This is a genomic window from Pseudoxanthomonas sp. 134C1, from assembly GCF_057773065.1.
The window spans coordinates 81,960-106,491 of the sequence record NZ_JBYMTH010000011.1 but is presented as its reverse complement, the minus strand read 5'-3'; the positions used below and the strand labels follow the sequence as shown (position 1 = coordinate 106,491).

Below are 24,532 nucleotides of genomic sequence, written 5' to 3'. Positions count from 1 at the left end.
CGTTCCGGTCGCCGCATGTCCGCCATCACTACGCAACTCGATCCGCGTTCGCAGGAATTCCTCGACAACGCCGACTACCACCGGGCGCTGGTCGCCGAACTCGATCGCCGTCTGGCGCGGGCCGCGGACGGTGGCGGCGACAAGGCGCGCCAGCGCCACACCGAGCGCGGCAAGCTGCTGGCGCGTGATCGCATCACCGCGTTGCTCGATCCCGGCTCGCCGTTCCTGGAAATCGCGCCGCTGGCCGCCGAGGACATGTATGACGGCGCCGCGCCCGGGGCCGGCATGGTCTGCGGCATCGGCCGGGTGATGGGACAGGAAGTGGTGGTCGTCGCCAATGACGCCACGGTCAAGGGCGGCACCTACTTCCCGATGACGGTGAAGAAACATCTCCGCGCGCAGGAAATCGCCCGCGAAAACCGTTTGCCCTGCATCTATCTGGTCGATTCGGGTGGCGCCTTCCTGCCCCTGCAGGACGAGGTGTTCCCGGATCGCGAGCACTTCGGCCGCATCTTCTACAACCAGGCGCGGCTGAGCGCGGACAACATTCCGCAGATCGCGGTGGTGATGGGCAGTTGCACCGCCGGCGGCGCGTACGTCCCGGCGATGAGCGACGAATCGATCATCGTCAAGGAACAGGGCACCATCTTCCTCGGCGGGCCGCCGCTGGTGAAGGCGGCGACCGGTGAAGTGGTCGACGCCGAGGCGCTGGGTGGCGCGGACGTGCATACCAGCGTGTCCGGCGTGGCCGATCACTTCGCCGAGGACGATCGCGACGCCCTGCAGATCGCACGCCGCCTGGTCGGCAATCTCAACCGCCGCAAACAGGTACCCGTCGCGATACGTGAATCGCGCGCACCGCTGTATCCGGCCGATGAGCTGTACGGCATCGTGCCGAAGGACACCCGCCGTCCGTTCGACATCCGCGAAATCATCGCGCGCATCACCGACGGCAGTGAACTGGACGAGTTCAAGGCGCGCTACGGCAAGACCCTGGTGACCGGCTTCGCCCACCTGCATGGCTACCCGGTCGGCATCATCGCCAACAACGGCATCCTGTTTTCCGAAAGCGCGCTGAAGGGCGCGCACTTCATCGAACTATGCAACCAGCGCGGGATTCCGCTGGTGTTCCTGCAGAACATCACCGGCTTCATGGTCGGTCGCAAGTACGAGAACGCCGGCATCGCCAAGGACGGCGCCAAGATGGTCACCGCGGTCGCCTGCTCCTCGGTCCCCAAGTTCACCGTCGTCATCGGCGGCAGCTTCGGCGCCGGCAACTACGCGATGTGCGGGCGCGCCTATGGCGCGCGCTTCCTGTGGATGTGGCCGAACGCGCGCATCAGCGTGATGGGCGGCGAGCAGGCGGCCAGCGTGCTGGCCACGGTGCGGCGTGACGGCATCGAGGCTGGCGGCGGCCAGTGGGCCGCCGGGGAAGAAGAAGCGTTCAAGGCACCGATCCGCGAGCAGTACGAAACCCAGGGCAGCCCCTGGTACGCGACCGCGCGCCTGTGGGACGACGGCATCATCGATCCGGCCGATACCCGCCGCGTGCTCGGCCTGGGCCTGTCGGCTTCGCTCAATGCGCCGATCGAGCCGGCCCGCTTCGGCGTGTTCCGGATGTAGTCCGTGACCCTTCCCGTCCTGCTGATCACCGGTGGCGGGCGCGGTATCGGCGCGGCCACCGCCCGCCTGGCCGCCGCACGCGGCTACGCGGTGGCAATCAATTACCGTCGCGACGCCACCGCCGCGCAGGCGGTGGTCGAGCGCATCCGCGCCGATGGCGGGCAGGCCGCCGCGTTTGCCGCCGACATCGGCGAGGAGGCGGAGGTCGTGCGCCTGTTCGCGGAAGTGGACGGGACCCTCGGCCGGCTGTCCGCGCTGGTCAACAACGCCGGCGTGCTGGAAACCCAGATGCGGGTCGAAGCCATGGATGCCGCGCGGGTGCGGCGCATCCTGGCGACGAACGTCATCGGCCCCCTGCTCTGCTGCCGCGAGGCGATCCGGCGCATGTCGGTCCGCCATGGCGGCCAGGGCGGAGCGATCGTCAACGTCTCCTCGGTGGCGGCACGCACCGGGTCGCCCGGCGAGTATGTCGACTACGCCGCGTCGAAGGGCGCGGTGGACACGCTCACCGTCGGCCTGGCCCAGGAGGTCGCCGCCGATGGCATCCGGGTCAATGGGGTGCGTCCCGGCTTCATCCATACCGGCATGCATGCCAGCGGTGGCGAACCGGACCGGGTGGACCGGGTCAAGGCATTCGTGCCGATGAAGCGCGGCGGACAACCCGGGGAAGTGGCGCAGGCCATCCTGTGGCTGCTGTCCGAACAAGCCAGCTATTGCAGCGGCACGATCATCGACGTCGCCGGCGGCCGCTGACACCGCCTCTTCAGCTGCGTGAGGAAGGCCTGCACATCACCGACCGGCGCATGAATCCACGCGGATGCGCCGATCAATGGGCAAAGACGGTCACAACCTTGACGCCGGCGAGGCGCGATAGTCGGGCGTTCACATCGCCCGGAGTTGCCGCTTTATGTCCATCTGGAAAGATCAAGGCCCCGCCAAGAAGGATGCCGTTCCGCCGCCGCCGGAACCTTCGCCCGCGCCTGCGCGCGAAGCCACGGCGGTCGCGGATTTTTCCCCGACCGTCAGCAATCCGCCGGGCATGCGCGCCGCACCGGCGCCGGAGCGCGAAGCCAAGGAATCGCTGATCGCCGCGGACCTGACCATCGAAGGCAAGATCGAAGGCGCCGGGCATATCCGCATCGCCGGCAAGTTCAAGGGCGACGTCAACGTGCAGGGCGACCTGACCATCGAGAACGGCGCCAAGTTGAATGGCGGCGTCCGCGCCAAGAAGGTCATCATCGCCGGCGAACTGGAAGGCAACATCGAATCGGCCTCGCGGGTGGAACTGCTGGCGTCCGGCGTGCTGGTCGGCGACGTCAAGGCCGGCTCGCTGACCGTTGCCGCGGGTTCGCGCATGCGTGGCCAGGCCGACTTCGGCTGGGAAGAGGACAAGACCGCCTCCCGCTCCTCCAAGGCGGCCAACGGTGCAGACGCCGGCTGACGCATGAGCAGCCCGCGCCCGGGGATGGCCGGAGCGACCCGCACCTGCCCGCACTGCAAGGCCACCATCCTGGAGAGCGCCGCGATCTGCCCGGCGTGCCGCCACCACCTGCGCTTCGACGAAGCGTCGCTGGCGGCCGCGCGCACGGCGCAGACGGTGGTGCCGCTGAAGGTGGAGGGCAGCGTCCGCCATCCCGCCGACGGCGGTCCCTGGGAGTATTCGGTGGTCATGAGCATCCGCAATGACCGCGGCGAGGAAGTCACCCGCCAGGTGGTCGGCGTGGGCGCCATGCAGCCCGGCGAGCAGCGTACCTTCACCCTCAGCGTGGAGATGTTCCCGCGGTCCGGCGGCCGCGGCCCGCGCCGCTGAACGATCGCTTGGCGTCCCCGCCGTCCCTGCCCTTACACTGATCGCCGATGCAGGGAAGGATCCAGGGGATTGAATGATTGTCGGCATTGATCTGGGGACCACCCATTCGCTGGTGGGGGTATACGGCGAACAGGGCCCGCAGCTGATCCCGAATGCGCTGGAGAACTGCCTGACCCCCTCGGTGGTCAGCGTGGATGACCAGGACGCCATCCTGGTCGGACAGCCTGCCCGCGACCGCCTGATCACCCATCCACAGCGCAGCGTCGCCCATTTCAAGCGCTGGATGGGCACGGATCGCACCACCCGGCTGGGCAAGCATTCCTTCCGGCCGGAGGAACTGTCGGCACTGGTGCTGCGTTCCCTGATCGCCGATGCGGAAGCCCACCTGGGCCGCAAGGTCACCGAAGCGGTGATCAGCGTGCCGGCCTACTTCGGCGACGCCCAGCGCAAGGCCACCCGGATCGCCGGCGAACTGGCCGGCATCAAGGTCGAGCGGCTGATCAACGAACCCACCGCCGCGGCGCTGGCCTACGGTCTGCAGCAGCGCGAGGGCGGCGGACGCTTCCTGGTTTTCGATCTCGGCGGCGGCACCTTCGACGTGTCGATTCTGGAGATGTTCGAAGGCGTGATGGAAGTGCATGCCAGCGCCGGCGACAATTTCCTCGGTGGCGAGGATTTCCTGCACGCGCTGCGCGACGCATGCCTGCAGGATCTCGGCATCGCCGCCGGCACCCTGCAACCGGCCGAGTCCGCGCAACTGCTGCGCCGGCTGGAAACGCTCAAGCGGGAGCTGTCCCACGCCTCCGCCACGGAACACGGCATCGAACTGACGCTGGCCGGACAGCCCCGCAGCTGGCAACTGGACGAAGCCCGCTTCGCCCGGATCTGCGAACCGCTCGTGCAGCGGCTGCGCGCGCCGCTGGAGCGCGCCATGCGCGACGCACGACTCACGCCCGCGCAACTGGACGACATCGTGCTGGTCGGCGGCGCCTCGCGCATGCCGCTGACCGCGCGGCTTGTGTCGCGCATGTTCGGCCGCCTGCCGCTGCGGCACATCAATCCCGATGAAGCCATCGCCGTGGGCGCGGCCATCGCCGCGGGCATGAAGGCCCGCGACGAGAAGCTGGAGGAAGTGATTCTCACCGACGTCTGCCCGCACACTCTCGGCGTGGGCACCAGCCAGCAGACCGCCAACGGCCAGGTCACCAGTGGCATCTTCTCGCCGATCATCCACCGCAACAGCACGGTACCGGTCAGCCGGGTGGAACGCTACCAGCCCCTGCAGGACTGGCAGCGGCAGGTGGAATTCGAGATCTTCCAGGGCGAGAGCCCACGGGTGGAGCACAACGTGCGGCTGGGCAAGATCGGCGTGGCGGTTCCGGCCAAGGCGTCGCACGAGAACCCGGTCGACATCCGCTTCACCTACGACGTCAACGGCCTGCTCCAGGTCGAGGCCACCGTGGTCGCCACCGGCGAAACCCACGAGGTCATCCTGGAACAGAATCCGGGCATTCTTTCGCCCGCCGAAATCCGCGAACGGCTGGCAGGACTGGCGGCGCTGAAAATCCATCCGCGCGACCAGCAGGAGAACCTGAGCCTGCTCGCCCGCGCCGAGCGCCTGTACGAGGAGTTGCTGTGGGCGCGTGGCGATCTGCAGGATGCGCTGGTGCGTTTCCGTGGCGCCCTGGACAGCCAGGATCCCGATGTCATCCGGGAACACCGCACCCATTTCGCCGCCATGCTCCAGCACATCGAATCGCAGGCCTGAAATGGCGCCGTTCGATCTGCTGGAGATTCCCCCTGACGCGGACGAGGGCACGATCAAGCGGGCCTACGCGCGGCGCCTGAAGGTCACCCGTCCGGATGACGATCCGGAAGGTTTCCAGCGCCTGCACGAGGCCTATCAGCTGGCCTTGCAGCACTGCCGCCAACGGGCGATGGCGGCGGCCTGGGACGACGGGGAAGAAGACGCCGACGAGCGTGGAAACGCCGAAAGCCGGGCCGATGATGACCGCGACCGGGAAGCGCGCGGGACACATGGCCTTGCCGAAGCGGAGGTTCCGGCCGAGGCCGGGACCACCCGCACCGTCCTGCTCGACGCGGAACAGCTGGATGCGCTGATCGGCGGACGGACGACCCAACTGCCATCACCGGCGGCGATCGCGGCCGCCGCCGCCGCCGCCGCCGTCGCGGACACGACCACGCGGCGCTTCGACTTCGATGGCTTCTTCACGGATACCATCGAGCGAGCACGCAGCACGCCTCCCGCCACGCTGGCAGCCTGGCTCGCGGCGCATGACGATCTCTATCAGCTGGACCTGAAGCAATCGGTCGGCGACGCGCTGTTCCAGCGCCTGGGCTACGACGGCATCGCCATCCCGCCCGCCAACCTGTCCACGCTGGAAACCTTCTTCGGCCAGCAGGACTACTGGCTGGCACAGCGGATGGCGGTGCGATGGGCGATCGAACGGGAGCAGACCTCCCGCTACGATGAGCCGCGCCCGCTGGCGATCCGCCAGCTCAAGCGCCCGTTCCGTTGGCCGCAGGCGCTGACCGTCGCCTGCGTGCCGGGGCTGTCCACGCGCATTGCCCGCCTGTCGCAGCGCCTGAGCGAGGACTACGGTGATTTTCCGGATGGCATCGACCCGGGCCAGGATGAATTCTTCCGGCAACTTGCGCGCAACGACTATCTCGGCCTCTGGCGCTGGTTGCCGATGCTGGTACGCGCCGTCCTGCTGGCGCTGTTTGGCTACCTGCTCGCCCCGGTGGTGTTCGCCCAATCACGCCCTGCCCTGCAGACGGCGCTGGTGGTAGGTGGAGGTGCGCTGGCGCTTCAGGTCGGATGGCGTCTGATGGTCTGGCTGCACGCGATCAGCCTTGGCGACAATGGGCCTGCCAACGAGAACCGACGCGCCCTGATACCGGTGTGGCTGGTCTTGCTGGGTATTGTCCTGGCGGTGATCTGTGGCGTGCACTGGCTGGCCTACCCGCTGATCGTTCCCGCCGCGCTGGTGCACTGGCGGCGCAGTTTCGATGCGCTGCGCTTCCTGCTCGGCGGTATCGCGATGCAGCCGCTGTTCCCGGCCTGGCTTTCGGATTCGCTGTCAGCCGTTGCCGTCGGCTTCGCCATGGTCCCGTTGGGTCTGGCGCTGTTCGACGGACTGTACGCGCGCAGCCAGCGGATTCCATTGGCTGCCGCCGCCGGCAACCGCTGGACGACGCTGGCGTCGTACGGCTTTTTCGTCGGTTGGGTGCTGGCGCGGGTGGTGTAAGGCCGTCAGACCTTCGATGACGGTCCGCAGCTGTTGCAGCCCCCGCAGCCGTCGCCACCGGAACCCGCGGGCGTCGGCGCGATCCAGCGTCCCAGCGCGCGCAGCCAGCCGGGACGCCCCTCGCGCAACAACGGCAGCGCCAGCGCCACCCGCGCCTTGCGGACGGTGCCCGGAAACTGCTTCTTCAAGACCACCCAGGCGCTGACCAGCACCAGCAGGCCGATGATCGCGTATTGCAGGGTCAGCGAGCCGTCCATGTCAGCCCGCTCCCAGCGCCTTGGCGATCTGATAGGTCAGCAGCGAGGCCACGTAGGCCATCGCGAACAGGTAGAACGTGGCATAACCCATCTGCTTCCACGAGTTGGTCTCCCGCTTGATGGTCGCCAGCGTGGACAGGCACATCGGCGCATAGATGTACCAGACCAGCAGCGACAGCGCGGTCGCCAGCGACCAGCCGTCGCTGATCAGCGGCGACAGCGCCTGCGCGGCGGCTTCGTCGTCGACGGCCGACAGCGCGTAGACGGTGGCCAACGATGCCACCGCCACTTCGCGCGCGGCCATGCCCGGAATCAACGCGATGCAGATCTGCCAGTTGAAGCCCAGCGGGGCGAAGAACACCGCCATCGCATGGCCGATGCGGCCGGCGAAGCTGTAGTCGATCGCCGGACCCACCGCGCCGACCGGAAGCGCCGGGAAGTTCAGCAACACCCACAACAGGATGGTCATCGCCAGGATGATGCCGCCGACCCGGCGCAGGAAGATCCAGGCGCGTTCCCACAGGCCGATGGCGAGATCGCGCGGATGCGGCACGCGGTAGGAAGGCAGCTCCAGCATCAGCGGATGTTCGCTCTTGTCGCGGCGCCACTTCTTCATCACCCAGGCCACCAGCAGCGCGCTGAGGATGCCCGCCACGTACAGGCCGAACAGGACCAGGCCCTGCTGGTTGAACATGCCGATCTTCTTCTCCGGCACGAAAGCGCCAATCAGCAGCGCATATACCGGCAGGCGCGCCGAACACGTCATCAATGGCGCAACCAGGATGGTTGCGAGCCGGTCGCGTGGATCCTGGATGCTTCTGGTCGCCATGATGCCAGGGATGGCGCAGGCAAAGCTCGACAGCAACGGGATGAAGGAACGGCCCGACAGGCCGGCCGAGGCCATCATCCGATCCAGCAGGAATGCCGCGCGCGGCAGGTAGCCGGATTCCTCCAGCGCCAGGATGAAGGCGAACAGGATCAGGATCTGCGGCAGGAACACGATCACGCCGCCGACGCCGGCGATGATGCCTTTCACCAGCAGGCTGTTGAGCGGGCCTTCCGGCAGCGCGGCGCCCACCCACTCGCCGAGTGCACCGGTCCCCGCCTCGATCAGATCCATCAACGGGGTCGCCCAGGCATACACCGCCTGGAAGATCAGGAACATCACCACGATCAGCGCGACAAAGCCGATCACCGGGTGCAGCAGCCAGCGATCCAGCGCGTCGTCCACCCGCGCGGTGCGCTGCGGCATGTCCACCGCCAGCGACAGCAGCCTGCGCGTTTCCGCGTGCAGATCGGCATCGCCGCCCAGCCGGTGCTTCGGCGGATGCGGCGCATCGGCCATGCGCTCGATCTGCTCGACCAGCGCGCGCGCGCCGTTGTGCTTGACCGCCACCGTCTCCACCACCGGCACGCCCAGTTCGCGCGACAACGCTTCCAGGTCCACGCGGATGCCCCGGCGGCGGGCGGCGTCCATCATGTTGACCGCCAGGATCATCGGCTTGTCGAGTTCACGCACTTCCAGCGCGAAGCGCAGGTGCAGGCGCAGGTTGGTGGCGTCGACCACGCAGACCAGCACATCCGGCGGTGCTTCGCCGGGGAGGAAGCCGCGGCAGAAGTCCCGGGTGACCGCCTCGTCGAGGCTGGCGGCGTGCAGGCTGTAGGCACCGGGCAGATCCAGCAGGGCATAGCTGCGTCCGGACGCGGTGTGCAGGCGGCCTTCCTTGCGCTCGACGGTCACGCCGGCGTAGTTGGCGACCTTCTGGCGACTACCGGTCAGCTGGTTGAACAGCGCGGTCTTGCCGCAGTTCGGGTTGCCGACCAGGGCCAGGCGCAGCGGCTGCGCGCTCATGCCACCGCCCCCGCCGGACGGACCCGGATCCGCGCGGCCTCGCTGCGGCGAAGGGCGAAACGGGTAAAGCCGACCTGCACCAGCAGCGGCTCGGCACCCAGCGGCCCCTTGGCGACGATCTGCACCTCCTCGCCGTCGACAAATCCCAGCTCGCGCAGGCGGCGGGCGATGTTGTCGTTGGGGTGGCTGTCGTCGACCGATTCGACGATGGCCAGGGTCCGGGGAGGCAATTCGGTCAGCATCACGCGGCAACTCTCAAATGCGAACTATTCTCATTGTAGCATCGCCGCAGCGCACGAAGGCCAAACCGGACGCAGCGGCTATCATTTGTGGCTTTGGGAGGGGGCAGACATGACGGAACCGCAGGCGCAGGCGCTCACCCGCCATCTGGACGACGGCGTGCTGCGGCTGCGGCTGAACCGTCCGGAACTGCACAACGCGTTCGATGCCGGCCTGATCGCGCAACTGACCCGCGAGCTGGAAGCAGCTGGAGCCGACTCCAGGGTCCGCGTCGTGGTGGTGGAAGGCGCCGGCGCCTCGTTCTCCGCCGGCGCGGATCTGAACTGGATGCGCGGCATGGCCGCCGCCGGTGAAGCGGAAAACCGCGATGACGCGATGGCGCTGGCGCGGCTGATGCGCACCCTGGACGAACTGCCCCGTCCCACTCTCGCGCGCGTGCACGGCGCGGCGTTCGGCGGTGGCGTGGGGCTGGTCGCGTGCTGCGACATCGCCATCGGCGCGCCGGAAGCGAAGTTCGGGCTGACCGAGAGCAAGCTGGGCCTGTTGCCGGCGGTGATCTCGCCCTACGTCATCGCCGCCATCGGACCGCGCCAGGCGCGGCGCTGGTTCGCCACCGCCGAGATTTTCGACGCCGCCACGGCATTGGACATCGGCCTGCTGCACCAGGTGGTCGAAGCCGACGCGCTCGACGCCGCCGTGCAGCGCCAGATCGATTTCCTGCTCAAGGCCGGACCGCACGCCGCGGCCGCCGCCAAGCAACTGGTGGCGCGGGTGGACGCCGGCAGTGATCGCGATGCGCTGGATGCCGACAACGCGGCCCTGATCGCGCGCCTGCGGGTCTCGGCCGAGGGCCAGGAAGGCCTGTCCGCCTTCCTCGAGAAACGCGCGCCGGCCTGGATGCCGACTCGCTGAATCTCACCGACGCGGTCATTGCGCCGCCTCTCCTTCCCTCATGGGTGTACCGACATGATTGACCACGCTGGTTTTGCAGTCGCCGACTACCCGCGCAGCCGCGCCTTCTACGAACAGGTGCTCGCGCCGTTGGGGTATGCGGTGGTCATGGAAGTGACCGAGCGCGAGACCGGTCCCGGCGGCTACCAGGGCTGCGGTTTCGGTCCGCCGCGCCATCCGGCGTTCTGGGTCGGTACCGGCGCGCGTCCGGGCACCGGTACCCACGTCGCCTTCGTCGCGCCCAGCCGCGGCGCCGTCGATGCCTTCCACGCGACGGCCATGGCCGCGGGCGCGACCGACAACGGCGCGCCGGGCCTGCGCCCGCACTACCATCCCGACTACTACGCGGCGTTCGTGATCGACCCCGACGGCAACAACGTCGAAGCGGTCTGTCACGCGCCGGCCTGATCAGCGCCGCCGCCCGTCTCCCGATACGCCGACACGGAACTCCCGACCCGCATGTTCGACAAGATCCTCATCGCCAACCGCGGCGAAATCGCCTGCCGCGTGATCCGCACCTGCCGTCGCCTCGGCATCCGTACCGTCGCCGTGTATTCGGAAGCCGATGCCGACGCGCAGCACGTGCGCCAGGCCGACGAGGCCTGGCCGATCGGTGGCCCGCGCCCGGCCGACAGCTATCTGCGCGGCGACGCCATCCTGGACGTCGCCCGCCGCACCGGGGCGCAGGCCATCCATCCCGGCTACGGTTTCCTGTCGGAAAACGCCGACTTCGCCGATGCGGTGGAAGCCGCCGGGCTGGTGTTCATCGGCCCCGGCGCGGCGTCGATGCGCAAGATGGGCAGCAAGGCCGGCGCCAAGGAACTGATGGCCGCGGCCGGCGTGCCGGTGGTCCCCGGCTACACCGGCGAGGATCAATCGCCCAACACCCTGTCGCGCGAGGCCGCGCGCATCGGTTTCCCGCTGATGATCAAGGCGGCCCATGGCGGCGGCGGCAAGGGCATGCGCATCGTCCATCGCCTGGACGATTTCATCGCCCAGTTGGAAAGCTGCCAGCGCGAGGCCGCCAACGCCTTCGGTCGCGACCGCGTGCTGCTGGAACGTTACGTGTCCACGCCACGCCACATCGAGATCCAGGTGTTCGCCGACCGCCATGGCCATACCGTGCATCTCAACGAGCGCGAGTGCTCGGCGCAGCGGCGCTACCAGAAGGTGCTGGAGGAAGCGCCGTCGCCGTTCCTGACCCCGGCGCAGCGCGAGGCGATGGGCCAGGCCGCCATCCAGGCGGCGCAGGCCATCGACTATGTCAACGCCGGCACGGTCGAATTCATCGTCGCCCCCGACGGCGAGTTCTTCTTCATGGAGATCAACACCCGCCTGCAAGTCGAGCATCCGGTCACCGAGATGACCACGGGCCTGGATCTGGTCGAGTGGCAGTTGCGGGTGGCCGCGGGCGAACCGCTGCCGCTGGCGCAGGACGCGATTCCGCAGCGGGGCCATGCCATCGAAGTGCGCCTGTACGCCGAGGATCCCGAAGCCGGCTTCCTGCCCGGTTCGGGCCGGCTGGAGCGCCTGCGCCTGCCCTCCGGCGACGCCCACGTGCGCATCGATTCGGGCGTGATCGAGGGGGATACGGTCACCATCTTCTACGATCCGATGATCGCCAAGCTCATCGTCCATGACCGGGACCGCCCGGCCGCGCTGGCGCGCCTGCGCGACGCGCTCGAACAGTGCGATGTGATCGGGCCGAAGTCGAACATCGCGTTCCTGGAGCGGTTGGCCCGGCATCCGGCGGTGCTGGAGGGGCGCATCGACACCGGCTACCTGGACCGGCATCTGGACGAATTCGTCAGCACTGACGCACCCGCGCCGGCCGCCCTGCTGGCCGCCGCCACCGCCACCTTGCTGATGCAGGAGGCCGGCGCCACCGCGGACGCGCGCGCCTCCGCCGATCCCGGTTCGCCCTGGGCCATCGTCGATGGCTGGCGGCTGGGCCATGCCGGCCATCGCCCGTTGAGTTTCATCCACCGCGATCAGACGTTCCCGCTGAAGGCCCAGGGCGCCGAAGGACGCTACCGGATCGAACACGACGGCCGGACCCATCTGATCGAAGGCGCGCGCCTGACCGGCGATCTGCTTGGTTTGCGTATTGATAACGAAGCACGGCGTTTCCGCATCCTGCGGGAAGGCGAGCGCCTCACCGTCCATGACGGCCAGCACCGGGTCGTGCTGGAACAGGTGCCCGCCTATCGCAGGACCGCGACCGCCGATGCCGGGGGAGATCACCGCGTGCGTGCGCCGATGCCGGGCCGCGTGGTGGTGGTCCGCGCCAAGGCTGGCGACAGGGTGACCACGGGCCAGGAACTGCTGGTGATGGAAGCGATGAAGATGGAACTGGCGTTGAAAGCCCCGCGTGATGGCGTGGTCGGCGAACTGCGCGCCGGTGCCGGCGACTTCGTCGAGGCCGATGCCGTCCTGGTGACCCTGGAATGACGATCCGGCGCCGCATGCCCTGGCTGCTGCTGGCCCTCCTGCTGCCGGCCCTGCCCGGTTGCCTCATGTTCGAACGCGCGCCCGCCGAACTGGGTTGCGACCCGGCCCTGGCCGGTCGCTGGCTGCCGCTTCCCGGCGCCGATCCGGAAAAGATGCCGCTGGGTTCCGGCGACTACGCGGAAATCGACGCGCAATGCCAGGTGTCGCTGGTCGAGGGAGGAGGCCCCCCGCGCACCCGCTTCCACGCCCTGGGTTTCGAGCTCGACGGCGCGCGCTACCTGGCGCTCGGCCAGGACGACATGCGCGATCTGTTCAATGACCAGAAGGCGCCGGCCGGCAACAGCAAGCTGCCCGCCGCCAGCGTGCTCCTGCTCAGGTACCGGATCACCGACGATGTGCTGGAAGTGGCGATGCCGCGAGCCAGCCGCGCGCTCGAACGCCTGCATCAGGGCGAGAAGAGCATCCGCGAGGTCGACACCATGGTGTACCTGATGGAGGGTGACGCCGAAGCCCTGCGCACCGCGCTGGCGGAGGATCCGGCGTTGTTCGACAGCTTCGAGCCCGCCTCCCGCAATCCGCGCCTGCGCCGCGCCGGCACGGAGGCCGCGCCATGACCGACTTCGTCCGCATCGTCGAGGTGGGTCCGCGCGACGGATTGCAGAACGAGAAGGCAACGATTGCGACCGCCGACAAGATCGCGCTGATCGATCGCCTTTCCCGCACCGGCCTGCGCACCATCGAGGCCACCAGCTTCGTCAGTCCGCGCTGGGTACCCCAACTGGCCGACGCCGCCGAGGTGTTCACCGGCATCCACCGCGAACCCGGCGTCGCCTATCCGGTGCTGGTGCCCAACGAAACCGGCTATGACCGCGCCCGCGCGGTGGGCGTGGAGGAAATCGCGGTGTTCACCGCCGCCTCCGAGGCGTTCAACCGCAAGAACATCAACGCCGGCATCGATGAATCGATTGAACGCTTCCGTCCGGTGCTGGCCCGCGCCGCGGCCGACGGGGTGCGTGTGCGCGGCTACGTCTCCACGGTGCTGGGCTGCCCCTACCAGGGCGACGTGCCGGTGGCGGACGTGGTCAAGGTCGCCAGCCGGTTGCATGAACTGGGCTGCTACGAGATCTCGCTGGGCGACACCATCGGCGTGGGCACCCCGCTCAAGGCCCGCGCGATGCTGCAGGCGGTCGCCAGCGTGGTGCCGCTGTCGTCGCTGGCGGTGCATTTCCACGACACCTACGGCCAGGCGCTGGCCAACATCCTGGCGTGCCTGGAGGAAGGCGTGCGGGTGGTCGATGCCGCGGTGTCGGGCACCGGCGGCTGCCCCTATGCCAAGGGCGCCAGCGGCAATGTCGCCAGCGAGGACGTGGTCTACATGCTGCACGGCATGGGCATCGCCACCGGCATCGATCTGGAACGCCTGAGCGAAACCGGCCGCTGGCTGGCCGCCCTGCTCGGCCGCGAGACCGGCAGCAAGGCCGGCAAGGCCATGGCGGCCACATGAGCACGGCCGGCGCCCCGGACCCGGGCGATTCCGCCAGAACGGCGGTCGTCCCCGGCGCGTCGGATACCGACGACTCTCTCCAGTCCCTGCAGCGGGCCGCTTCCGATCCGACCCTGCCGGCGGAGACCCGCGAGCTGCTGGCACGCGCCCGCGAGGCGCTGCTGGCGGCCCAGGCCCAGGCCGAGGCCGAACGCCAGCGCTACCGCAACCTGTTCGACGCCGTGCCCGATCCGGTCAGCATCATCGCCGAGGACGGCACGGTGATGGATCTCAACCGCGCCGGCATGCGCGCCTACCGCCGGCCGCGCGAGGAAATCGTCGGCAAGAACATCAACGTGCTCAATCCGGATCTGCCGCGCGACCATCTGGTGCCGGTGTGGGAAACCCTCAACCGCGGTGACACCTACGTCATCGAGGTCACCAACATGCGCGGCGATGGCAGTCGCTTCCCGGTCGAAGTGCATTCGGCCAACATCGCCTTCGACGGACGCAAATGCATCGTCGCGGTGGCGCGCGACATCAGCACCCGCCGGGAAGCCGAGATGCGCTACCGCGAGCTGATGGAAACCATCGACAAGGGCATCGTGGTGCAGGGCCACGACCTGGACATCCACTACTGCAACGGCGCGGCCATGCGGATCTTCGGCATCCGCGAGGATCAACGCGCCGGCGACGAGATGCGGATGGAGCACTGGCGCGTGGTCGGCGCGGACGGACGCGAACTGCGCCGCGACGAGTTCCCCGCCCAGCGCGCGCTCGACTCCGGACACGTGATCGAGAGCGCGCTGCTGGGCATGTACCACCGCCAGCGCCGGCAGATGATCTGGCTGACGGTCACCTCGGTCCCGCAGTTCCTGCCGGGCGGCAACCGTCCCGCCCAGGTGACCTCGCTGTTCAGCGACGTCACCGAACTCAAGCGCGACAGCGCGCTGTTCGATCGCGCCCAGTCGCTCGCCCACATCGGCGGCTGGGAGTGGGACATCGCCCGCGACCGCATGTACCTGACCGAAGAAGCCATCCGGATCCTCGGCGCCCCCCTGCCCCCCGATACCCTGGATGCACTGCTGGCCTGCCTGCGCGAGCCGGATCGGCGGCGCCTGCGCTGCGCGGTGGAACGCGTCTCCACCGGCGGCAGCGGTTTCGATCTGGAACTGCAGGGTCGCCGCCAGGACGGTCAGCCGTTCTGGATCCGGGTGATCGGCGACGCCGAACCCGGCGATCCCGGCAATTCGCGCATCACCGGCACTCTGCAGGACATTTCCATCGACAAGCAGGCCGAGGAAACCCTGCGCATCCAGGCCCGGACCGATCCGCTCACCGGACTGATGAACCGCGACGCCGTGCTGACCGAGATCGCCGAACGCCTGGCCGATCCCGCGCATCCGCAGGCGGCGGTGCTGTACATCGATCTGGATCGCTTCAAGATGATCAACGACGTGCTCGGCCACAACGCCGGTGACGAGTTGCTGGTGCAGGCGGCCAACCGCATCCGCGACGCGGTCGACGAGGACGGCATGATCGCGCGGTTCGGCGGCGACGAATTCCTGGTGGTGTGCGATGCCAGCGACGAGCCGGCGCGGCCGGAGCGCCTGGCCGACGCGATCCTGCGCGCGTTCGCCGAGGCGTTCCGCTTCGACCAGGACGAGTTCTCGATCACCGCCAGCATCGGCATCGCCCGCGCACCCGAAGACGGCCAGCGCCCGCAGCAGTTGATCCAGAACGCCGACATCGCGATGTACGACAGCAAGCATCGCGCCCGCAACGGCTGGCAGGTGTTCTCGCCGGAACTGGCGCAACGCCAGCAGGACCGTCTGCAGATCGAGACCCAGCTGCGGCGCGCGGTGGACAACCAGGAATTCCGGCTGGTCTACCAGCCGCAGGTGGATCTGCGCCAGGGCCGGATCGTCGCCGCCGAGGCGCTGATCCGCTGGCAGAACCACCAGCTCGGCGAGCTGCGCCCCGACTTGTTCATCAGCCACGCCGAGACCACCGGCGACATCGTCAACATCGGCAGCTGGGTACTGCGCGAAGCCTGCCGCCAGGTCGCCGAATGGCGCGATCAGGGCCTGGGCATCGTGCGGGTGGCGGTCAACGTCTCCTATCGCCAGTTCGTCGGCGAGGATCTGGCCGAGAAGGTGCGCCGGCTGCTGGAGGATTACCAGTTGCCGGGCTCGGCGCTGGAACTGGAATTCACCGAGCGGGTGCTGATCGAGGATGCGCCCTCCACTCTGCGTACCTTCGCCGGCCTGAAGGCGCTGGGCGTGGTGCTGACCATCGACGATTTCGGCGAAGGCTACAGCGCGCTCAACTATCTGCGCCGCCTGCCCATCCACGGCCTGAAACTCAGCCAGCTGTTCACCGAGGGCGTGCCGCAGAACCGCTCCGACGTGGCGGTGTGCCAGGCGGTGTCGGCCATCGCCCGCAGCCTGGGACTGGGGCTGGTCGCGGAGGGGGTGGAGTCCGAAGCCCAGCGCCAGTTCCTGCTGCAACTGGGCGTGCCGGTCGGCCAGGGCTTCCTGTTCGCTCCGGGCCTGTCCCCGGACGAGTTCGCGCGCCGCCTGGACCTGCCGCTGGAGCGCGTCTCCAACGGCTGAGCGCGCCGCTGCCGGGGCGAGCGGTCCTTCGCGTAAAATGCCGGTTTTTCCGTCCCAGGTTTCCCGCATGCAACTGTCCGCTACCCGCGCCGTCATCACCGGCGGTGTTTCCGGCCTCGGCTTCTCCGTGGCGCAGCATCTGGTCGCCCAGGGCGGCAAGGTCGCGCTGTTCGACGTCAACGACGACAAGGGCGCGGCCGCCGTGGCGACACTGGGCGAGGCCAATGCACGCTACTTCCGCACCGATGTCACCGATGAAGCGGGCGTGGCCGCGAACATCGCCGCCGCCCGCGAGTTCCTGGGTGGCCTGAACGCCGCCATCAACTGCGCCGGCATCCTCGGCGCGGGCCGCGTGCTGGGCAAGGAAGCGCCGATGCCGCTGTCGACCTTCCAGAGCACGGTGATGGTCAACCTGGTGGGCAGTTTCAACGTCGCCAAGGCCGCCGCCAACCTGATGCAGCACAACGAGGCCGGCGCCGACGGCGAGCGCGGCGTGATCATCAACACCGCCAGCGTGGCTGCCTACGAAGGCCAGATCGGCCAGGCCGCCTACTCCGCCTCCAAGGGCGGCGTGGTCGGCATGACCCTGCCGATGGCGCGCGAGCTGTCACGCTTCGGCATCCGGGTGATGACCATCGCGCCGGGCATCTTCTGGACGCCGATGGTCGACGGCATGCCCGAGGCCGTGCAGCAGTCGTTGAGTGCTTCGATTCCGTTCCCGTCGCGCCTGGGCAAGCCGGACGAGTTCGCCGATCTGGTCGCCTACATCCTCGGCAACGTCTATCTCAACGGCGAAACGATCCGCCTCGATGGCGCCGTACGCCTGGCACCCAAGTAAGCCGGGATTGGGGATTCGGGATTGGAGATTCGCAACGGCACTCCATCCCCTCCCTGCCCCGCTTTTTCCGAATCCCCAATCCCGAACCCCCAATCCCGAATCCCCAATCCCATGAAAGCTTTTGACATCAAGAAAGGAAACGTCGTCGAACACAACGGCGGCGTGTACCAGATCCGCGACATCGACCGCAGCTCGCCGCAGGGCCGGGGCGGCAACGTGCGCTTCCGTTTCACCATGTACAGCGTGCCCGGCGGCAACAAGCTGGACGCCAGCTTCGACGCCGACGACAACCTGACCGAAGTGGAACTGCTGCGCCGCCAGGCGACGTTCTCGTACAAGGATGGCGACGCCTTCGTGTTCATGGATGACGAGGACTACACACCATACATGCTGGACGCGGAGGTGCTGGGCGACGATGCCGGCTACATCACCGAGGGACTGGGCGGCTGCTACGTGCAGGTCATCGACGAGTTGCCGGTGGCCCTGCAACTGCCGCAGCACGTGACCCTGGAAGTCGTGGAAACGCCGCCGGAACTGAAGGGCGGCACGGCCACCAAGCGTCCGAAGCCGGCCAAGCTGAGCACCGGCATCGAGATCATGGTGCCCGAGTACATCACCAACGGCGAGCGCATCCTGGTCAACACCACCACCGGTGAATTCGGCGGTCGCGCCGACTGACGCCACCCGCTGTTCCGGGCGGGTTCGCGAGGACCCGCCCTTTTTGTTTGCCCCATCCCTGGAGCGCGCCATGTCCGAGCCCCGCTTCCGCGCCGCCACCCGCGACGACATCGACACGCTGGTTCCGATCGTGCGTGAGTTCTACGCCGACGAGGGAATTCCGTGGGACGAGGCGATGCTGCGCGAAGCGCTCGACGCGCTGCTCCGCGATCCCGCCAACGGCCGCCTGCTGCTGATCGAACGCGACGGCGTGCTGGCCGGCTACATCGTGATCGGATTCTGTTTCAGCCTGGAATTCGGCGGCCGCTACGGCCTGCTGGATGAGCTGTATGTCCGGCCCGCGCAGCGTGGCGGCGGGTTGGGCAAGTACGCCCTGGCCGAGGTGGAAGCGGTGTGCCGGCGCGAAGGCCTGCGCGCGGTGCGCCTGGAAGTCAGCGACGACAACGAGCATGCGCACGGCATCTACCAACGCAGCGGCTACGATGCGCATCCGCGCCGGCTGATGACCCGCTGGCTGGACGAGAATGCCTGAGCCTCAATCCAGCCGCAGGCCGCCGGCCTCCCGGTGCAGTTCGCGCAGGTGCGCGCCCAGCCATTCGATGTTGGCATCGACCGCCTCGCGATCACGGGCCTGGCCCTGACTCAGCAGTGCCCCGGCCTGCCGGTCCAGTTGTCGTTGCAGATCGCGCAGTCGTTCGCGCCGGACCGCGCTGCCGGCCTGGAGCGCGGTCCGCTCTCCTGCCTGCGGCAAGCCGTAGCCGGCGCCTTCGAGCAGATCCGAGGGACGACTCATCCATGCGGTTTCCCGGAACCATGTCCGCAGGGTGCCGGCGGCCTCGCCCAGATCGCCGCTTTCACCGCCCGATTGCAGATAGCGGCGCTTGAACGCCTCGCGGAGCCGCAGTTCCTGCCGCCGCCGCGCCGCCTGTTCCAGCACCAGCAACGCGGCGGCGGCTTTCAGATCCGTCCGCTCCAGCCAGGGACGCCGTTGCTGCGGGGTCGCGGCCAGCCAGTCCTCGACCTCGCGCTGCGGCAGTCCCGTGTGGGTGCGGGCGACCTCGAACAGGGTCTGGAAGCGTTCGCGCAACGAGTCGAAGCGGTAGCCCTCGCGCAGCGCCCGCTCTGGATCCGCCAGCACGGAGCCGTCTGCGATGCCGGCGCGCTGCAGCCGCCGCGCCAGGCCGGTCGGGGTGATGCCGCCCAGATCCACGGCATCGAGCCGGGGCACGCCGTCACGCAGGAGCTTGTAGGTTTCCACCGCGCAGTTGTTGCCGAGGAAAAAGTAGCGGCCGTCGTAACTCCAGTGAAGCTGCGCGGCACGTTCGACCAGCGTCGCGATCTCCGCCCGTTCCAGCCGCAGCGGCAGCGACCGCAGTCCGCGCAGTTCGACCTTGGTGTACTCGTCGATCACCTGATCCAGTGTCAGCACGAACAGCCGTGACGGATAGCGCCCGGTCAAGCCGCGCCAGCTGGAAATCTGCAGATCGCCCACGAAAGCGCGGAACGACAACACCCGGTGGTGTTCCAGGTCCAGCCGGCAATCCGGACCGCGCGGACGCCCCGGCGCGCAGATCACCAGCCGCAGCATGCTGTGGCCCCAGCGGCTCATCATCACGTCGTTGCCTTCGGCCAGCAGGTAATCCACCTGGTAGATCCGTTCCGGATCCAGCGTGCCCAGGCGTCCCCCCGTCGCCGCCGCCGTGTCCGCGCCGACGCCCACGTCCCCCGCGTCCACGTAGGCGAAATCGCCGGCGCAATCCGCGCCCTCCATCGTGGGCGCTCCCCAGCGTTGTTCGAAGTAGCGGTACAGCGCCGGCCGTCGGCAGGCGTAATCGGCATCCAGCAGGTAGCGTTCCAGATTGACCGCCACGTATTCGCGCGGATTGTCGAGTTCGTAGCGATCCGGACTGCGCTCGCGGAAACCGTTCGCGCGCGTACGTCCCATCCATGTGGTCAGGCCCGGCGTGGCCCGGACCTGCCAGCCCGCCAGATCCAGCAATCGCGGATCCCGCGACATCGGCCGTCCGGGCGTGGCGCGGTCGAGGAAATGCGCCAGTTCGTGCAGCAGCGCGGCCAGGGCGGTCGCTTCGGCCGTCGTCCGCGTTTCACCTGTCGCCAGCAGCCCGGGCAGCAGGCGGCGGTTGAGCAGCAGGACGCCGTCGCGACGGGCTCGACCATGCACGCCTTCGTCGAGCTTCATGGTCCAGCGCACCGGAATGTCGTATGCCAGCCGGTCGCGCATGGCCGGGGTGAGGCGTGCCTCGGCCGCGCTGAACAGAGCATCGGTGGCGGTGATTTCGGCCACCGCCAGGCCGGGAGTTTCCAGATGCAGGCGCGGTGCCGCCCGCGCCACGCCGGACGCGCCCGCGAACAGCGCCAGCGCCAGCGCGGCCATCGCCCGGAAGCCCGCGCCGGCGCGGCGCGGGTCCCGGCAATCGGGGTTCACAGCGCCAGGATGGCCCGCGCCAGGGCCATGTCGGTGGCCTCGTGCGCATCCGCATCGCGTTCGCGCAGGTGGCGCAGCGCGGCTTCCAGGCGCGCGCCGCGGATGCGGCCTTCGCTGGCCACGAAACTGGCCGCGTCGTCGCGGGCCTGCAGCACCACCTTGTCGTCGCCGGAGGAACTGCCGGACGAGGCGGAGGAACCGGCCGAGGAGGCGCCGGCGGAGGAACCGGCGAAGCTGCCGGCGAACGCGGGAATCGAAAGGACCAGCAGCGCGCTGGCAACGAGCAATCGGGACATGGACATTCCGTCTCTTGGTGGACCGTGAAGGCAGGGGGCGCCGCGATTCGCGCGGCGCGCCAAGACTAACCGCAATCGGAACGAACTGGCTGAAGACGCCCCACCCGCGTAAGCCGCCGGTCAGGCGTCCAGCAGCTTGCCCGGATTCATCAGCCCGTTCGGATCCAGCACCCGCTTGATGCCGCGCATCACCGCGATTTCCGCCGCGGTGCGGGTGCTGTCCAGATAGGGTTTCTTGACCAGGCCGATGCCATGCTCGGCGGAAATGCTGCCGGCATGCCGCTGCAGCGACGCCGCCAGCAGTTTGGTGACCTGCTCGCACTGGCGAACGAATTCGGCGTCGTCCAGGTCGTCGGGCTTGAGCACGTTGATGTGCAGGTTGCCGTCGCCGATGTGGCCGAACCAGACCACTTCGAAGTCGGGGTAGGCCTCGCCCAGCAGCGCCTGGGTCTCGGCCAGGAACGCAGGCATCGCCGAGATCCGCACCGACACGTCGTTCTTGTAGGGCTTGTAGCGCGCCAGCGCCTCGGTGATGCCTTCGCGCAACCGCCACAGCTGAGCGGCTTGCGCATCGCTCTGGCTGATCACGCCGTCACCGACCCAGCCCTGCTCCAGGCAGGCCTCGAACGCGGCCATCGCCGCCGCTTCCTTCGCCTCGTCGCCGATCGCGAACTCGGTGACCACGTAGTAGGGATGCACCTCCGCGAACGGCGGCTGGGCGCCGTGCGCCAGCACGTGCTTGAGCGCCCGATCGGTGAAGAACTCGAAGGCTTCCAGTTGCAGACGCGCGCGGAACTCGGCAAACACCCGCATCAGCACCTCGAACGAGGGCAGCGCCAGCAGCATCACGTTGGTCGGCGGCGGCGGGTCGGTCAGGCGCAGGGTGGCCTCGACCACGATGCCCAGGGTGCCCTCCGAGGCAATGACGAGCTGGCGCAGATCGTAGCCGCTGGAGTTCTTGATCAGCCCGCGATTCAGATCCAGCAGTTCACCGCCTCCGGTCACCAGCTTCAGCCCGGCGATCCATTCACGGGTATTGCCGTAGCGGATCACCCGGATACCGCCGGCATTGGTGGCGATGTTGCCGCCGATCGAACAGGAACCGCGCGCGGCGAAATCGACCGGGTAGATCAGTCCGTGTTCGCGGGCGGCGTTGTGCACCGCCTCCAGGGCGATGCCCGGCTGCACGGTGAGGGTCCGATCCGCCGCATCGAAGGCCAGCACCTTGTTCATCCGCTCCAGGCTGAGCACCAGTTCGCCGTTGGCCGCCACGGCGCCGCCGGACAGGCCGGTGCGGCCGCCGGACGGCACCACCGCCACGCCATGCTGGTTGGCCCAGCGCACGATGGCCTGCACTTCCTCCACCGTGGCCGGCAGGGCGATGGCCAGCGGCGCCGGTGTCCAGCGGCGGGTCCAGTCGCGGCCGTAGTGTTCCAGTTCGGCGGCTTCGGTGGTCAGGCGCAACTCGGGCACGGCCCGCCGCAGCGCCTGCAAACGTGGATCGGTCATTGATTCGTACGTGATGGACGGCATCGGGGGAGCGCCAGCGTGCCAGCGATGTTGCGGCGCGTCCAGACGGCACCTTGGTTGCGCCCGAAACCATTTGTGGACCGGTCTCCCGCGGCATGTGGCGATGCAGCAAAGGCGTGCCGCTTCTGGCATAGTGGAAAGCCCTTCCCTGCCCCGTCTCCCGCGCCCGCAATGTCGACCAAGAAGACCTCCTATCCGAAGCAGGACATCCGCGTGCTGTTGCTGGAGGGAGTGAGCCAGACCGCGGTGGAAACCTTCCGCGCCGCCGGTTACACGCAGATCGATTTACACGACAAGTCGCTGCCGGAGGACGAGCTCAAACGCCGTATCGCCGAAGCGCACATCATCGGCATCCGCTCGCGCACGCAGCTGACCGAAGACGTGCTGGGCAACGCGCGCCGGCTGATCGCGATCGGCTGTTTCTGCATCGGCACCAACCAGGTGGATCTGGAAGCGGCGGAACTGGCCGGCATCCCGGTCTTCAACGCGCCCTATTCCAATACCCGCAGCGTGGCCGAACTGGTGATCGCCCAGGCGATCATGCTGATGCGGGGCATCCCCCAGAAGAACGCCGAATGCCATCGCGGCGGTTGGTCCAAGTCGGCCGCCGGCAGCCACGAGGCGCGCGGCAAGACCCTGGGCATCATCGGCTACGGCCACATCGGCACCCAGGTCGGTGTGCTGGCCGAAGCGATCGGCATGAACGTGCTCTTCCACGACATCGAAACCAAGCTGTCGCTGGGCAATGCGCGCTCGGCCACCAGCCTGGACGATCTGCTCGCGCGCAGCGACGTGGTGACGTTGCATGTCCCCGAAACCGCATCGACCCAGGGCATGTTCGGCGCCACGCAGATCGCGAAGATGAAGCGCGGCGCCCACCTGATCAACGCCTCCCGCGGCACCGTGGTGGACATCGAGGCACTGACCACCGCGCTGCAGTCCGGCGCGGTCGGCGGCGCGGCGGTGGATGTGTTCCCGGTGGAGCCCAAGGGCAACGCCGAAGCCTTCGAGTCGCCGCTGCGCGGCATCGACAACGTGATCCTGACCCCGCATGTCGGCGGCAGCACGCTGGAAGCGCAGGACAACATCGGCGTGGAAGTGGCCGCCAAGCTGGTGCGCTACAGCGACAACGGCTCCACCCTGTCGGCGGTCAACTTCCCCGAGGTCACCCTGCCCGGCCACGACGGCAGCCGCCGCATCCTGCACATCCACCGCAATGTGCCGGGCGTGCTGTCGCAGATCAACGAGATCTTCAGCAAGCACAACGTCAACATCGACGGCCAGTTCCTGCGCACCGATCCCAAGGTGGGTTACGTGGTGATCGACGTCACCGCCAACGAGGAACAGAGCGCCGAGTTGAAGGAAGCGCTGTCGGCGATTCCCGGCACCTTGCGGACGCGCATCCTGTACTGAGTTCAATCCGCGGGCGGCCACTGGCCGCCCGCAACGTTTTTTGAAGCGGCCACTGGCCGCCCGCATTGTTTCCGGAGGAGAAAACCCATGCCCCGCGCGGATACCGCATTCCTGTTCGATCTCGATGGCACGCTGGTGGACAGCGTGTACCAGCATGTACTGGCCTGGAAGGAAGCCCTCGATCGCGAAGGGGTGAACCTGTCGGTATGGCGCATCCACCGCAAGATCGGCATGAGCGGCGGCCTGTTCACCCATATCCTGCTGCGCGAGACCGGGATCGACATCACCGAGGAACGGCTGGATCGCCTGCGTCGCTGGCATGCCGAGGCCTACTCGCGGCAGTCGGAACAGCGCGCGGTGCAGCCGCTGCCGGGCGCGCGCGAACTGCTCGCGTTCCTCACTGATCAGGGTATTCCCTGGGGCATCGCCACCAGCGGCCGGATGGAGACCGCCGCGCACAACCTGCATGCGCTGGGCGTGGATCCGGCGCAGGTCCCGGTGATCACCCGCGACCTGGTGCGGCACGCCAAACCGGATCCGGATCTGTTCATCGCCGCGGCCGACCGGCTGGGCGTGGACATCACCCGTTCACTGGTGATCGGCGACAGCATCTGGGACATGCTGGCCGCGCAGCGTGCGCGTGCGCTCGGCGTCGGTCTGCTCTCGGGTGGTTACGGACAGGAGGAACTGGAACGCTCGGGCGCGTTCCGGGTGTACGAGGATCCGGCCGATCTGCTGCGCCACATCGACGAGGTCGTGGCGCGCAGCTGAGGCAGC

23 protein-coding genes are annotated in these 24,532 nt (G+C 68.4%); 17 read left to right on the top strand and 6 right to left on the bottom strand.

The annotated features are described in order from the left end of the window. Positions 1-15: 15 nt before the first annotated feature. The 6 genes from AC3DEZ_RS17695 (at position 16) to AC3DEZ_RS17670 (ending at position 6,705) form a co-directional block, all read left to right on the top strand. Complete coding sequence (locus AC3DEZ_RS17695; protein ID WP_488389410.1) at positions 16-1,623, top strand: carboxyl transferase domain-containing protein; 1,608 nt, start codon at positions 16-18, stop codon at positions 1,621-1,623. A gap of 3 nt (positions 1,624-1,626) precedes the next feature. Continuing rightward, complete coding sequence (locus AC3DEZ_RS17690; RefSeq protein WP_488389409.1) at positions 1,627-2,376, top strand: SDR family oxidoreductase; 750 nt, start codon at positions 1,627-1,629, stop codon at positions 2,374-2,376. A 154-nt stretch (positions 2,377-2,530) separates the two neighbouring features. Then, positions 2,531-3,064, top strand: coding sequence for a bactofilin family protein (locus AC3DEZ_RS17685; RefSeq protein ID WP_488389408.1), 534 nt, complete (start codon positions 2,531-2,533; stop codon positions 3,062-3,064). Positions 3,065-3,067: 3 nt separating this feature from the next. Next, complete coding sequence (locus AC3DEZ_RS17680) at positions 3,068-3,433, top strand: hypothetical protein (protein WP_447102517.1); 366 nt, start codon at positions 3,068-3,070, stop codon at positions 3,431-3,433. 73 nt (positions 3,434-3,506) lie between these two features. Then, positions 3,507-5,201: an Hsp70 family protein gene (locus AC3DEZ_RS17675; protein WP_488389407.1), complete on the top strand. Its 1,695-nt coding sequence runs from the start codon at positions 3,507-3,509 to the stop codon at positions 5,199-5,201. A gap of 1 nt (position 5,202) precedes the next feature. Further along, positions 5,203-6,705, top strand: coding sequence for a J domain-containing protein (locus AC3DEZ_RS17670; RefSeq protein WP_488389406.1), 1,503 nt, complete (start codon positions 5,203-5,205; stop codon positions 6,703-6,705). Between the two features lie 5 nt (positions 6,706-6,710). On the opposite strand, the gene AC3DEZ_RS17665 is transcribed toward AC3DEZ_RS17670, so the two are convergent. Genes AC3DEZ_RS17665 through AC3DEZ_RS17655 form a run of 3 tightly spaced genes read right to left on the bottom strand, consistent with a single transcriptional unit; the run spans position 6,711 to position 9,056 of the window. Then, positions 6,711-6,962 (bottom strand): DUF6587 family protein, encoded by a 252-nt coding sequence (locus tag AC3DEZ_RS17665; RefSeq protein ID WP_488389405.1) that lies wholly within the window; start codon positions 6,960-6,962, stop codon positions 6,711-6,713. A gap of 1 nt (position 6,963) precedes the next feature. Beyond that, positions 6,964-8,814 (bottom strand): ferrous iron transporter B, encoded by a 1,851-nt coding sequence (feoB, locus tag AC3DEZ_RS17660; RefSeq protein WP_488389404.1) that lies wholly within the window; start codon positions 8,812-8,814, stop codon positions 6,964-6,966. Then, positions 8,811-9,056, bottom strand: a complete 246-nt coding sequence (locus AC3DEZ_RS17655) for a FeoA family protein (RefSeq protein WP_447105261.1) — start codon at positions 9,054-9,056, stop codon at positions 8,811-8,813. Before AC3DEZ_RS17655 ends, feoB begins: the two co-directional genes overlap by 4 nt. A 109-nt stretch (positions 9,057-9,165) precedes the next feature. Here AC3DEZ_RS17655 and AC3DEZ_RS17650 point away from each other — a divergent pair, with 109 nt between their 5' ends. The 9 genes from AC3DEZ_RS17650 to AC3DEZ_RS17610 all read left to right on the top strand — a co-directional run bounded on the left by AC3DEZ_RS17650 (position 9,166) and on the right by AC3DEZ_RS17610 (position 18,602). Continuing rightward, positions 9,166-9,966 carry an enoyl-CoA hydratase-related protein gene (locus tag AC3DEZ_RS17650; RefSeq protein WP_488389403.1) on the top strand — a complete coding sequence of 267 codons (801 nt, stop codon included), beginning with the start codon at positions 9,166-9,168 and terminating at the stop codon, positions 9,964-9,966. A 54-nt stretch (positions 9,967-10,020) separates the two neighbouring features. Further along, positions 10,021-10,413 carry a VOC family protein gene (locus tag AC3DEZ_RS17645; RefSeq protein ID WP_488389402.1) on the top strand — a complete coding sequence of 131 codons (393 nt, stop codon included), beginning with the start codon at positions 10,021-10,023 and terminating at the stop codon, positions 10,411-10,413. Between the two features lie 51 nt (positions 10,414-10,464). Further along, positions 10,465-12,456, top strand: coding sequence for an acetyl/propionyl/methylcrotonyl-CoA carboxylase subunit alpha (locus AC3DEZ_RS17640; protein WP_488389401.1), 1,992 nt, complete (start codon positions 10,465-10,467; stop codon positions 12,454-12,456). Beyond that, positions 12,453-13,070, top strand: coding sequence for a hypothetical protein (locus AC3DEZ_RS17635; protein WP_488389400.1), 618 nt, complete (start codon positions 12,453-12,455; stop codon positions 13,068-13,070). Before AC3DEZ_RS17640 ends, AC3DEZ_RS17635 begins: the two co-directional genes overlap by 4 nt. Continuing rightward, entirely contained in the window at positions 13,067-13,960 is an 894-nt protein-coding gene (locus AC3DEZ_RS17630; protein ID WP_488389399.1) for a hydroxymethylglutaryl-CoA lyase, read from the top strand. The genes AC3DEZ_RS17635 and AC3DEZ_RS17630 overlap by 4 nt, the downstream gene beginning before the upstream one ends. Further along, complete coding sequence (locus AC3DEZ_RS17625; RefSeq protein WP_488389398.1) at positions 13,957-16,554, top strand: sensor domain-containing protein; 2,598 nt, start codon at positions 13,957-13,959, stop codon at positions 16,552-16,554. Before AC3DEZ_RS17630 ends, AC3DEZ_RS17625 begins: the two co-directional genes overlap by 4 nt. A 67-nt stretch (positions 16,555-16,621) precedes the next feature. Continuing rightward, positions 16,622-17,392 (top strand): SDR family NAD(P)-dependent oxidoreductase, encoded by a 771-nt coding sequence (locus tag AC3DEZ_RS17620; protein ID WP_488389397.1) that lies wholly within the window; start codon positions 16,622-16,624, stop codon positions 17,390-17,392. A gap of 111 nt (positions 17,393-17,503) precedes the next feature. After that, positions 17,504-18,070, top strand: coding sequence for an elongation factor P-like protein YeiP (yeiP, locus tag AC3DEZ_RS17615; protein WP_447102529.1), 567 nt, complete (start codon positions 17,504-17,506; stop codon positions 18,068-18,070). Positions 18,071-18,140: 70 nt separating this feature from the next. Then, on the top strand, positions 18,141-18,602 hold the full coding sequence (locus tag AC3DEZ_RS17610) for a GNAT family N-acetyltransferase (protein WP_488389396.1): 462 nt from the start codon (positions 18,141-18,143) through the stop codon (positions 18,600-18,602). A gap of 3 nt (positions 18,603-18,605) precedes the next feature. Here AC3DEZ_RS17610 and AC3DEZ_RS17605 read toward each other — a convergent pair whose 3' ends face one another. The 3 genes from AC3DEZ_RS17605 to AC3DEZ_RS17595 all read right to left on the bottom strand — a co-directional run bounded on the left by AC3DEZ_RS17605 (position 18,606) and on the right by AC3DEZ_RS17595 (position 22,321). After that, on the bottom strand, positions 18,606-20,465 hold the full coding sequence (locus AC3DEZ_RS17605; protein WP_488389462.1) for a DUF7844 domain-containing protein: 1,860 nt from the start codon (positions 20,463-20,465) through the stop codon (positions 18,606-18,608). Between the two features lie 47 nt (positions 20,466-20,512). Further along, on the bottom strand, positions 20,513-20,812 hold the full coding sequence (locus AC3DEZ_RS17600; protein WP_488389395.1) for a DUF2388 domain-containing protein: 300 nt from the start codon (positions 20,810-20,812) through the stop codon (positions 20,513-20,515). Between the two features lie 120 nt (positions 20,813-20,932). Next, positions 20,933-22,321 carry an FAD-binding oxidoreductase gene (locus tag AC3DEZ_RS17595; RefSeq protein ID WP_488389394.1) on the bottom strand — a complete coding sequence of 463 codons (1,389 nt, stop codon included), beginning with the start codon at positions 22,319-22,321 and terminating at the stop codon, positions 20,933-20,935. Positions 22,322-22,513: 192 nt separating this feature from the next. On the opposite strand from AC3DEZ_RS17595, the gene serA reads away from it, so the two are divergent. Together serA and AC3DEZ_RS17585 are read left to right on the top strand one after the other, a co-directional pair. Beyond that, complete coding sequence (gene serA, locus AC3DEZ_RS17590) at positions 22,514-23,755, top strand: phosphoglycerate dehydrogenase (RefSeq protein WP_488389393.1); 1,242 nt, start codon at positions 22,514-22,516, stop codon at positions 23,753-23,755. An 87-nt stretch (positions 23,756-23,842) separates the two neighbouring features. Continuing rightward, complete coding sequence (locus AC3DEZ_RS17585) at positions 23,843-24,526, top strand: HAD family hydrolase (protein WP_488389392.1); 684 nt, start codon at positions 23,843-23,845, stop codon at positions 24,524-24,526. The last annotated feature ends 6 nt before the right edge of the window (positions 24,527-24,532 follow it).

Excerpts from the sequence above, each read along its gene's own strand:
- AC3DEZ_RS17645 (WP_488389402.1), top strand. The coding sequence starts at position 10,021 with ATGATTGACCACGCTGGTTTTGCAGTCGCCGACTACCCGCGCAGCCGC.
- AC3DEZ_RS17630 (WP_488389399.1), top strand. The coding sequence starts at position 13,067 with ATGACCGACTTCGTCCGCATCGTCGAGGTGGGTCCGCGCGACGGATTG.
- AC3DEZ_RS17585 (WP_488389392.1), top strand. The coding sequence starts at position 23,843 with ATGCCCCGCGCGGATACCGCATTCCTGTTCGATCTCGATGGCACGCTG.
- AC3DEZ_RS17675 (WP_488389407.1), top strand. The coding sequence starts at position 3,507 with ATGATTGTCGGCATTGATCTGGGGACCACCCATTCGCTGGTGGGGGTA.
- AC3DEZ_RS17595 (WP_488389394.1), bottom strand. The coding sequence starts at position 22,321 with ATGACCGATCCACGTTTGCAGGCGCTGCGGCGGGCCGTGCCCGAGTTG.
- AC3DEZ_RS17600 (WP_488389395.1), bottom strand. The coding sequence starts at position 20,812 with ATGTCCCGATTGCTCGTTGCCAGCGCGCTGCTGGTCCTTTCGATTCCC.
- AC3DEZ_RS17625 (WP_488389398.1), top strand. The coding sequence starts at position 13,957 with ATGAGCACGGCCGGCGCCCCGGACCCGGGCGATTCCGCCAGAACGGCG.
- AC3DEZ_RS17680 (WP_447102517.1), top strand. The coding sequence starts at position 3,068 with ATGAGCAGCCCGCGCCCGGGGATGGCCGGAGCGACCCGCACCTGCCCG.
- AC3DEZ_RS17610 (WP_488389396.1), top strand. The coding sequence starts at position 18,141 with ATGTCCGAGCCCCGCTTCCGCGCCGCCACCCGCGACGACATCGACACG.
- AC3DEZ_RS17685 (WP_488389408.1), top strand. The coding sequence starts at position 2,531 with ATGTCCATCTGGAAAGATCAAGGCCCCGCCAAGAAGGATGCCGTTCCG.
- AC3DEZ_RS17605 (WP_488389462.1), bottom strand. The coding sequence starts at position 20,465 with ATGGCCGCGCTGGCGCTGGCGCTGTTCGCGGGCGCGTCCGGCGTGGCG.
- feoB (WP_488389404.1), bottom strand. The coding sequence starts at position 8,814 with ATGAGCGCGCAGCCGCTGCGCCTGGCCCTGGTCGGCAACCCGAACTGC.
- AC3DEZ_RS17695 (WP_488389410.1), top strand. The coding sequence starts at position 16 with ATGTCCGCCATCACTACGCAACTCGATCCGCGTTCGCAGGAATTCCTC.
- AC3DEZ_RS17635 (WP_488389400.1), top strand. The coding sequence starts at position 12,453 with ATGACGATCCGGCGCCGCATGCCCTGGCTGCTGCTGGCCCTCCTGCTG.
- serA (WP_488389393.1), top strand. The coding sequence starts at position 22,514 with ATGTCGACCAAGAAGACCTCCTATCCGAAGCAGGACATCCGCGTGCTG.
- AC3DEZ_RS17650 (WP_488389403.1), top strand. The coding sequence starts at position 9,166 with ATGACGGAACCGCAGGCGCAGGCGCTCACCCGCCATCTGGACGACGGC.
- yeiP (WP_447102529.1), top strand. The coding sequence starts at position 17,504 with ATGAAAGCTTTTGACATCAAGAAAGGAAACGTCGTCGAACACAACGGC.
- AC3DEZ_RS17670 (WP_488389406.1), top strand. The coding sequence starts at position 5,203 with ATGGCGCCGTTCGATCTGCTGGAGATTCCCCCTGACGCGGACGAGGGC.
- AC3DEZ_RS17640 (WP_488389401.1), top strand. The coding sequence starts at position 10,465 with ATGTTCGACAAGATCCTCATCGCCAACCGCGGCGAAATCGCCTGCCGC.
- AC3DEZ_RS17665 (WP_488389405.1), bottom strand. The coding sequence starts at position 6,962 with ATGGACGGCTCGCTGACCCTGCAATACGCGATCATCGGCCTGCTGGTG.
- AC3DEZ_RS17655 (WP_447105261.1), bottom strand. The coding sequence starts at position 9,056 with ATGCTGACCGAATTGCCTCCCCGGACCCTGGCCATCGTCGAATCGGTC.
- AC3DEZ_RS17620 (WP_488389397.1), top strand. The coding sequence starts at position 16,622 with ATGCAACTGTCCGCTACCCGCGCCGTCATCACCGGCGGTGTTTCCGGC.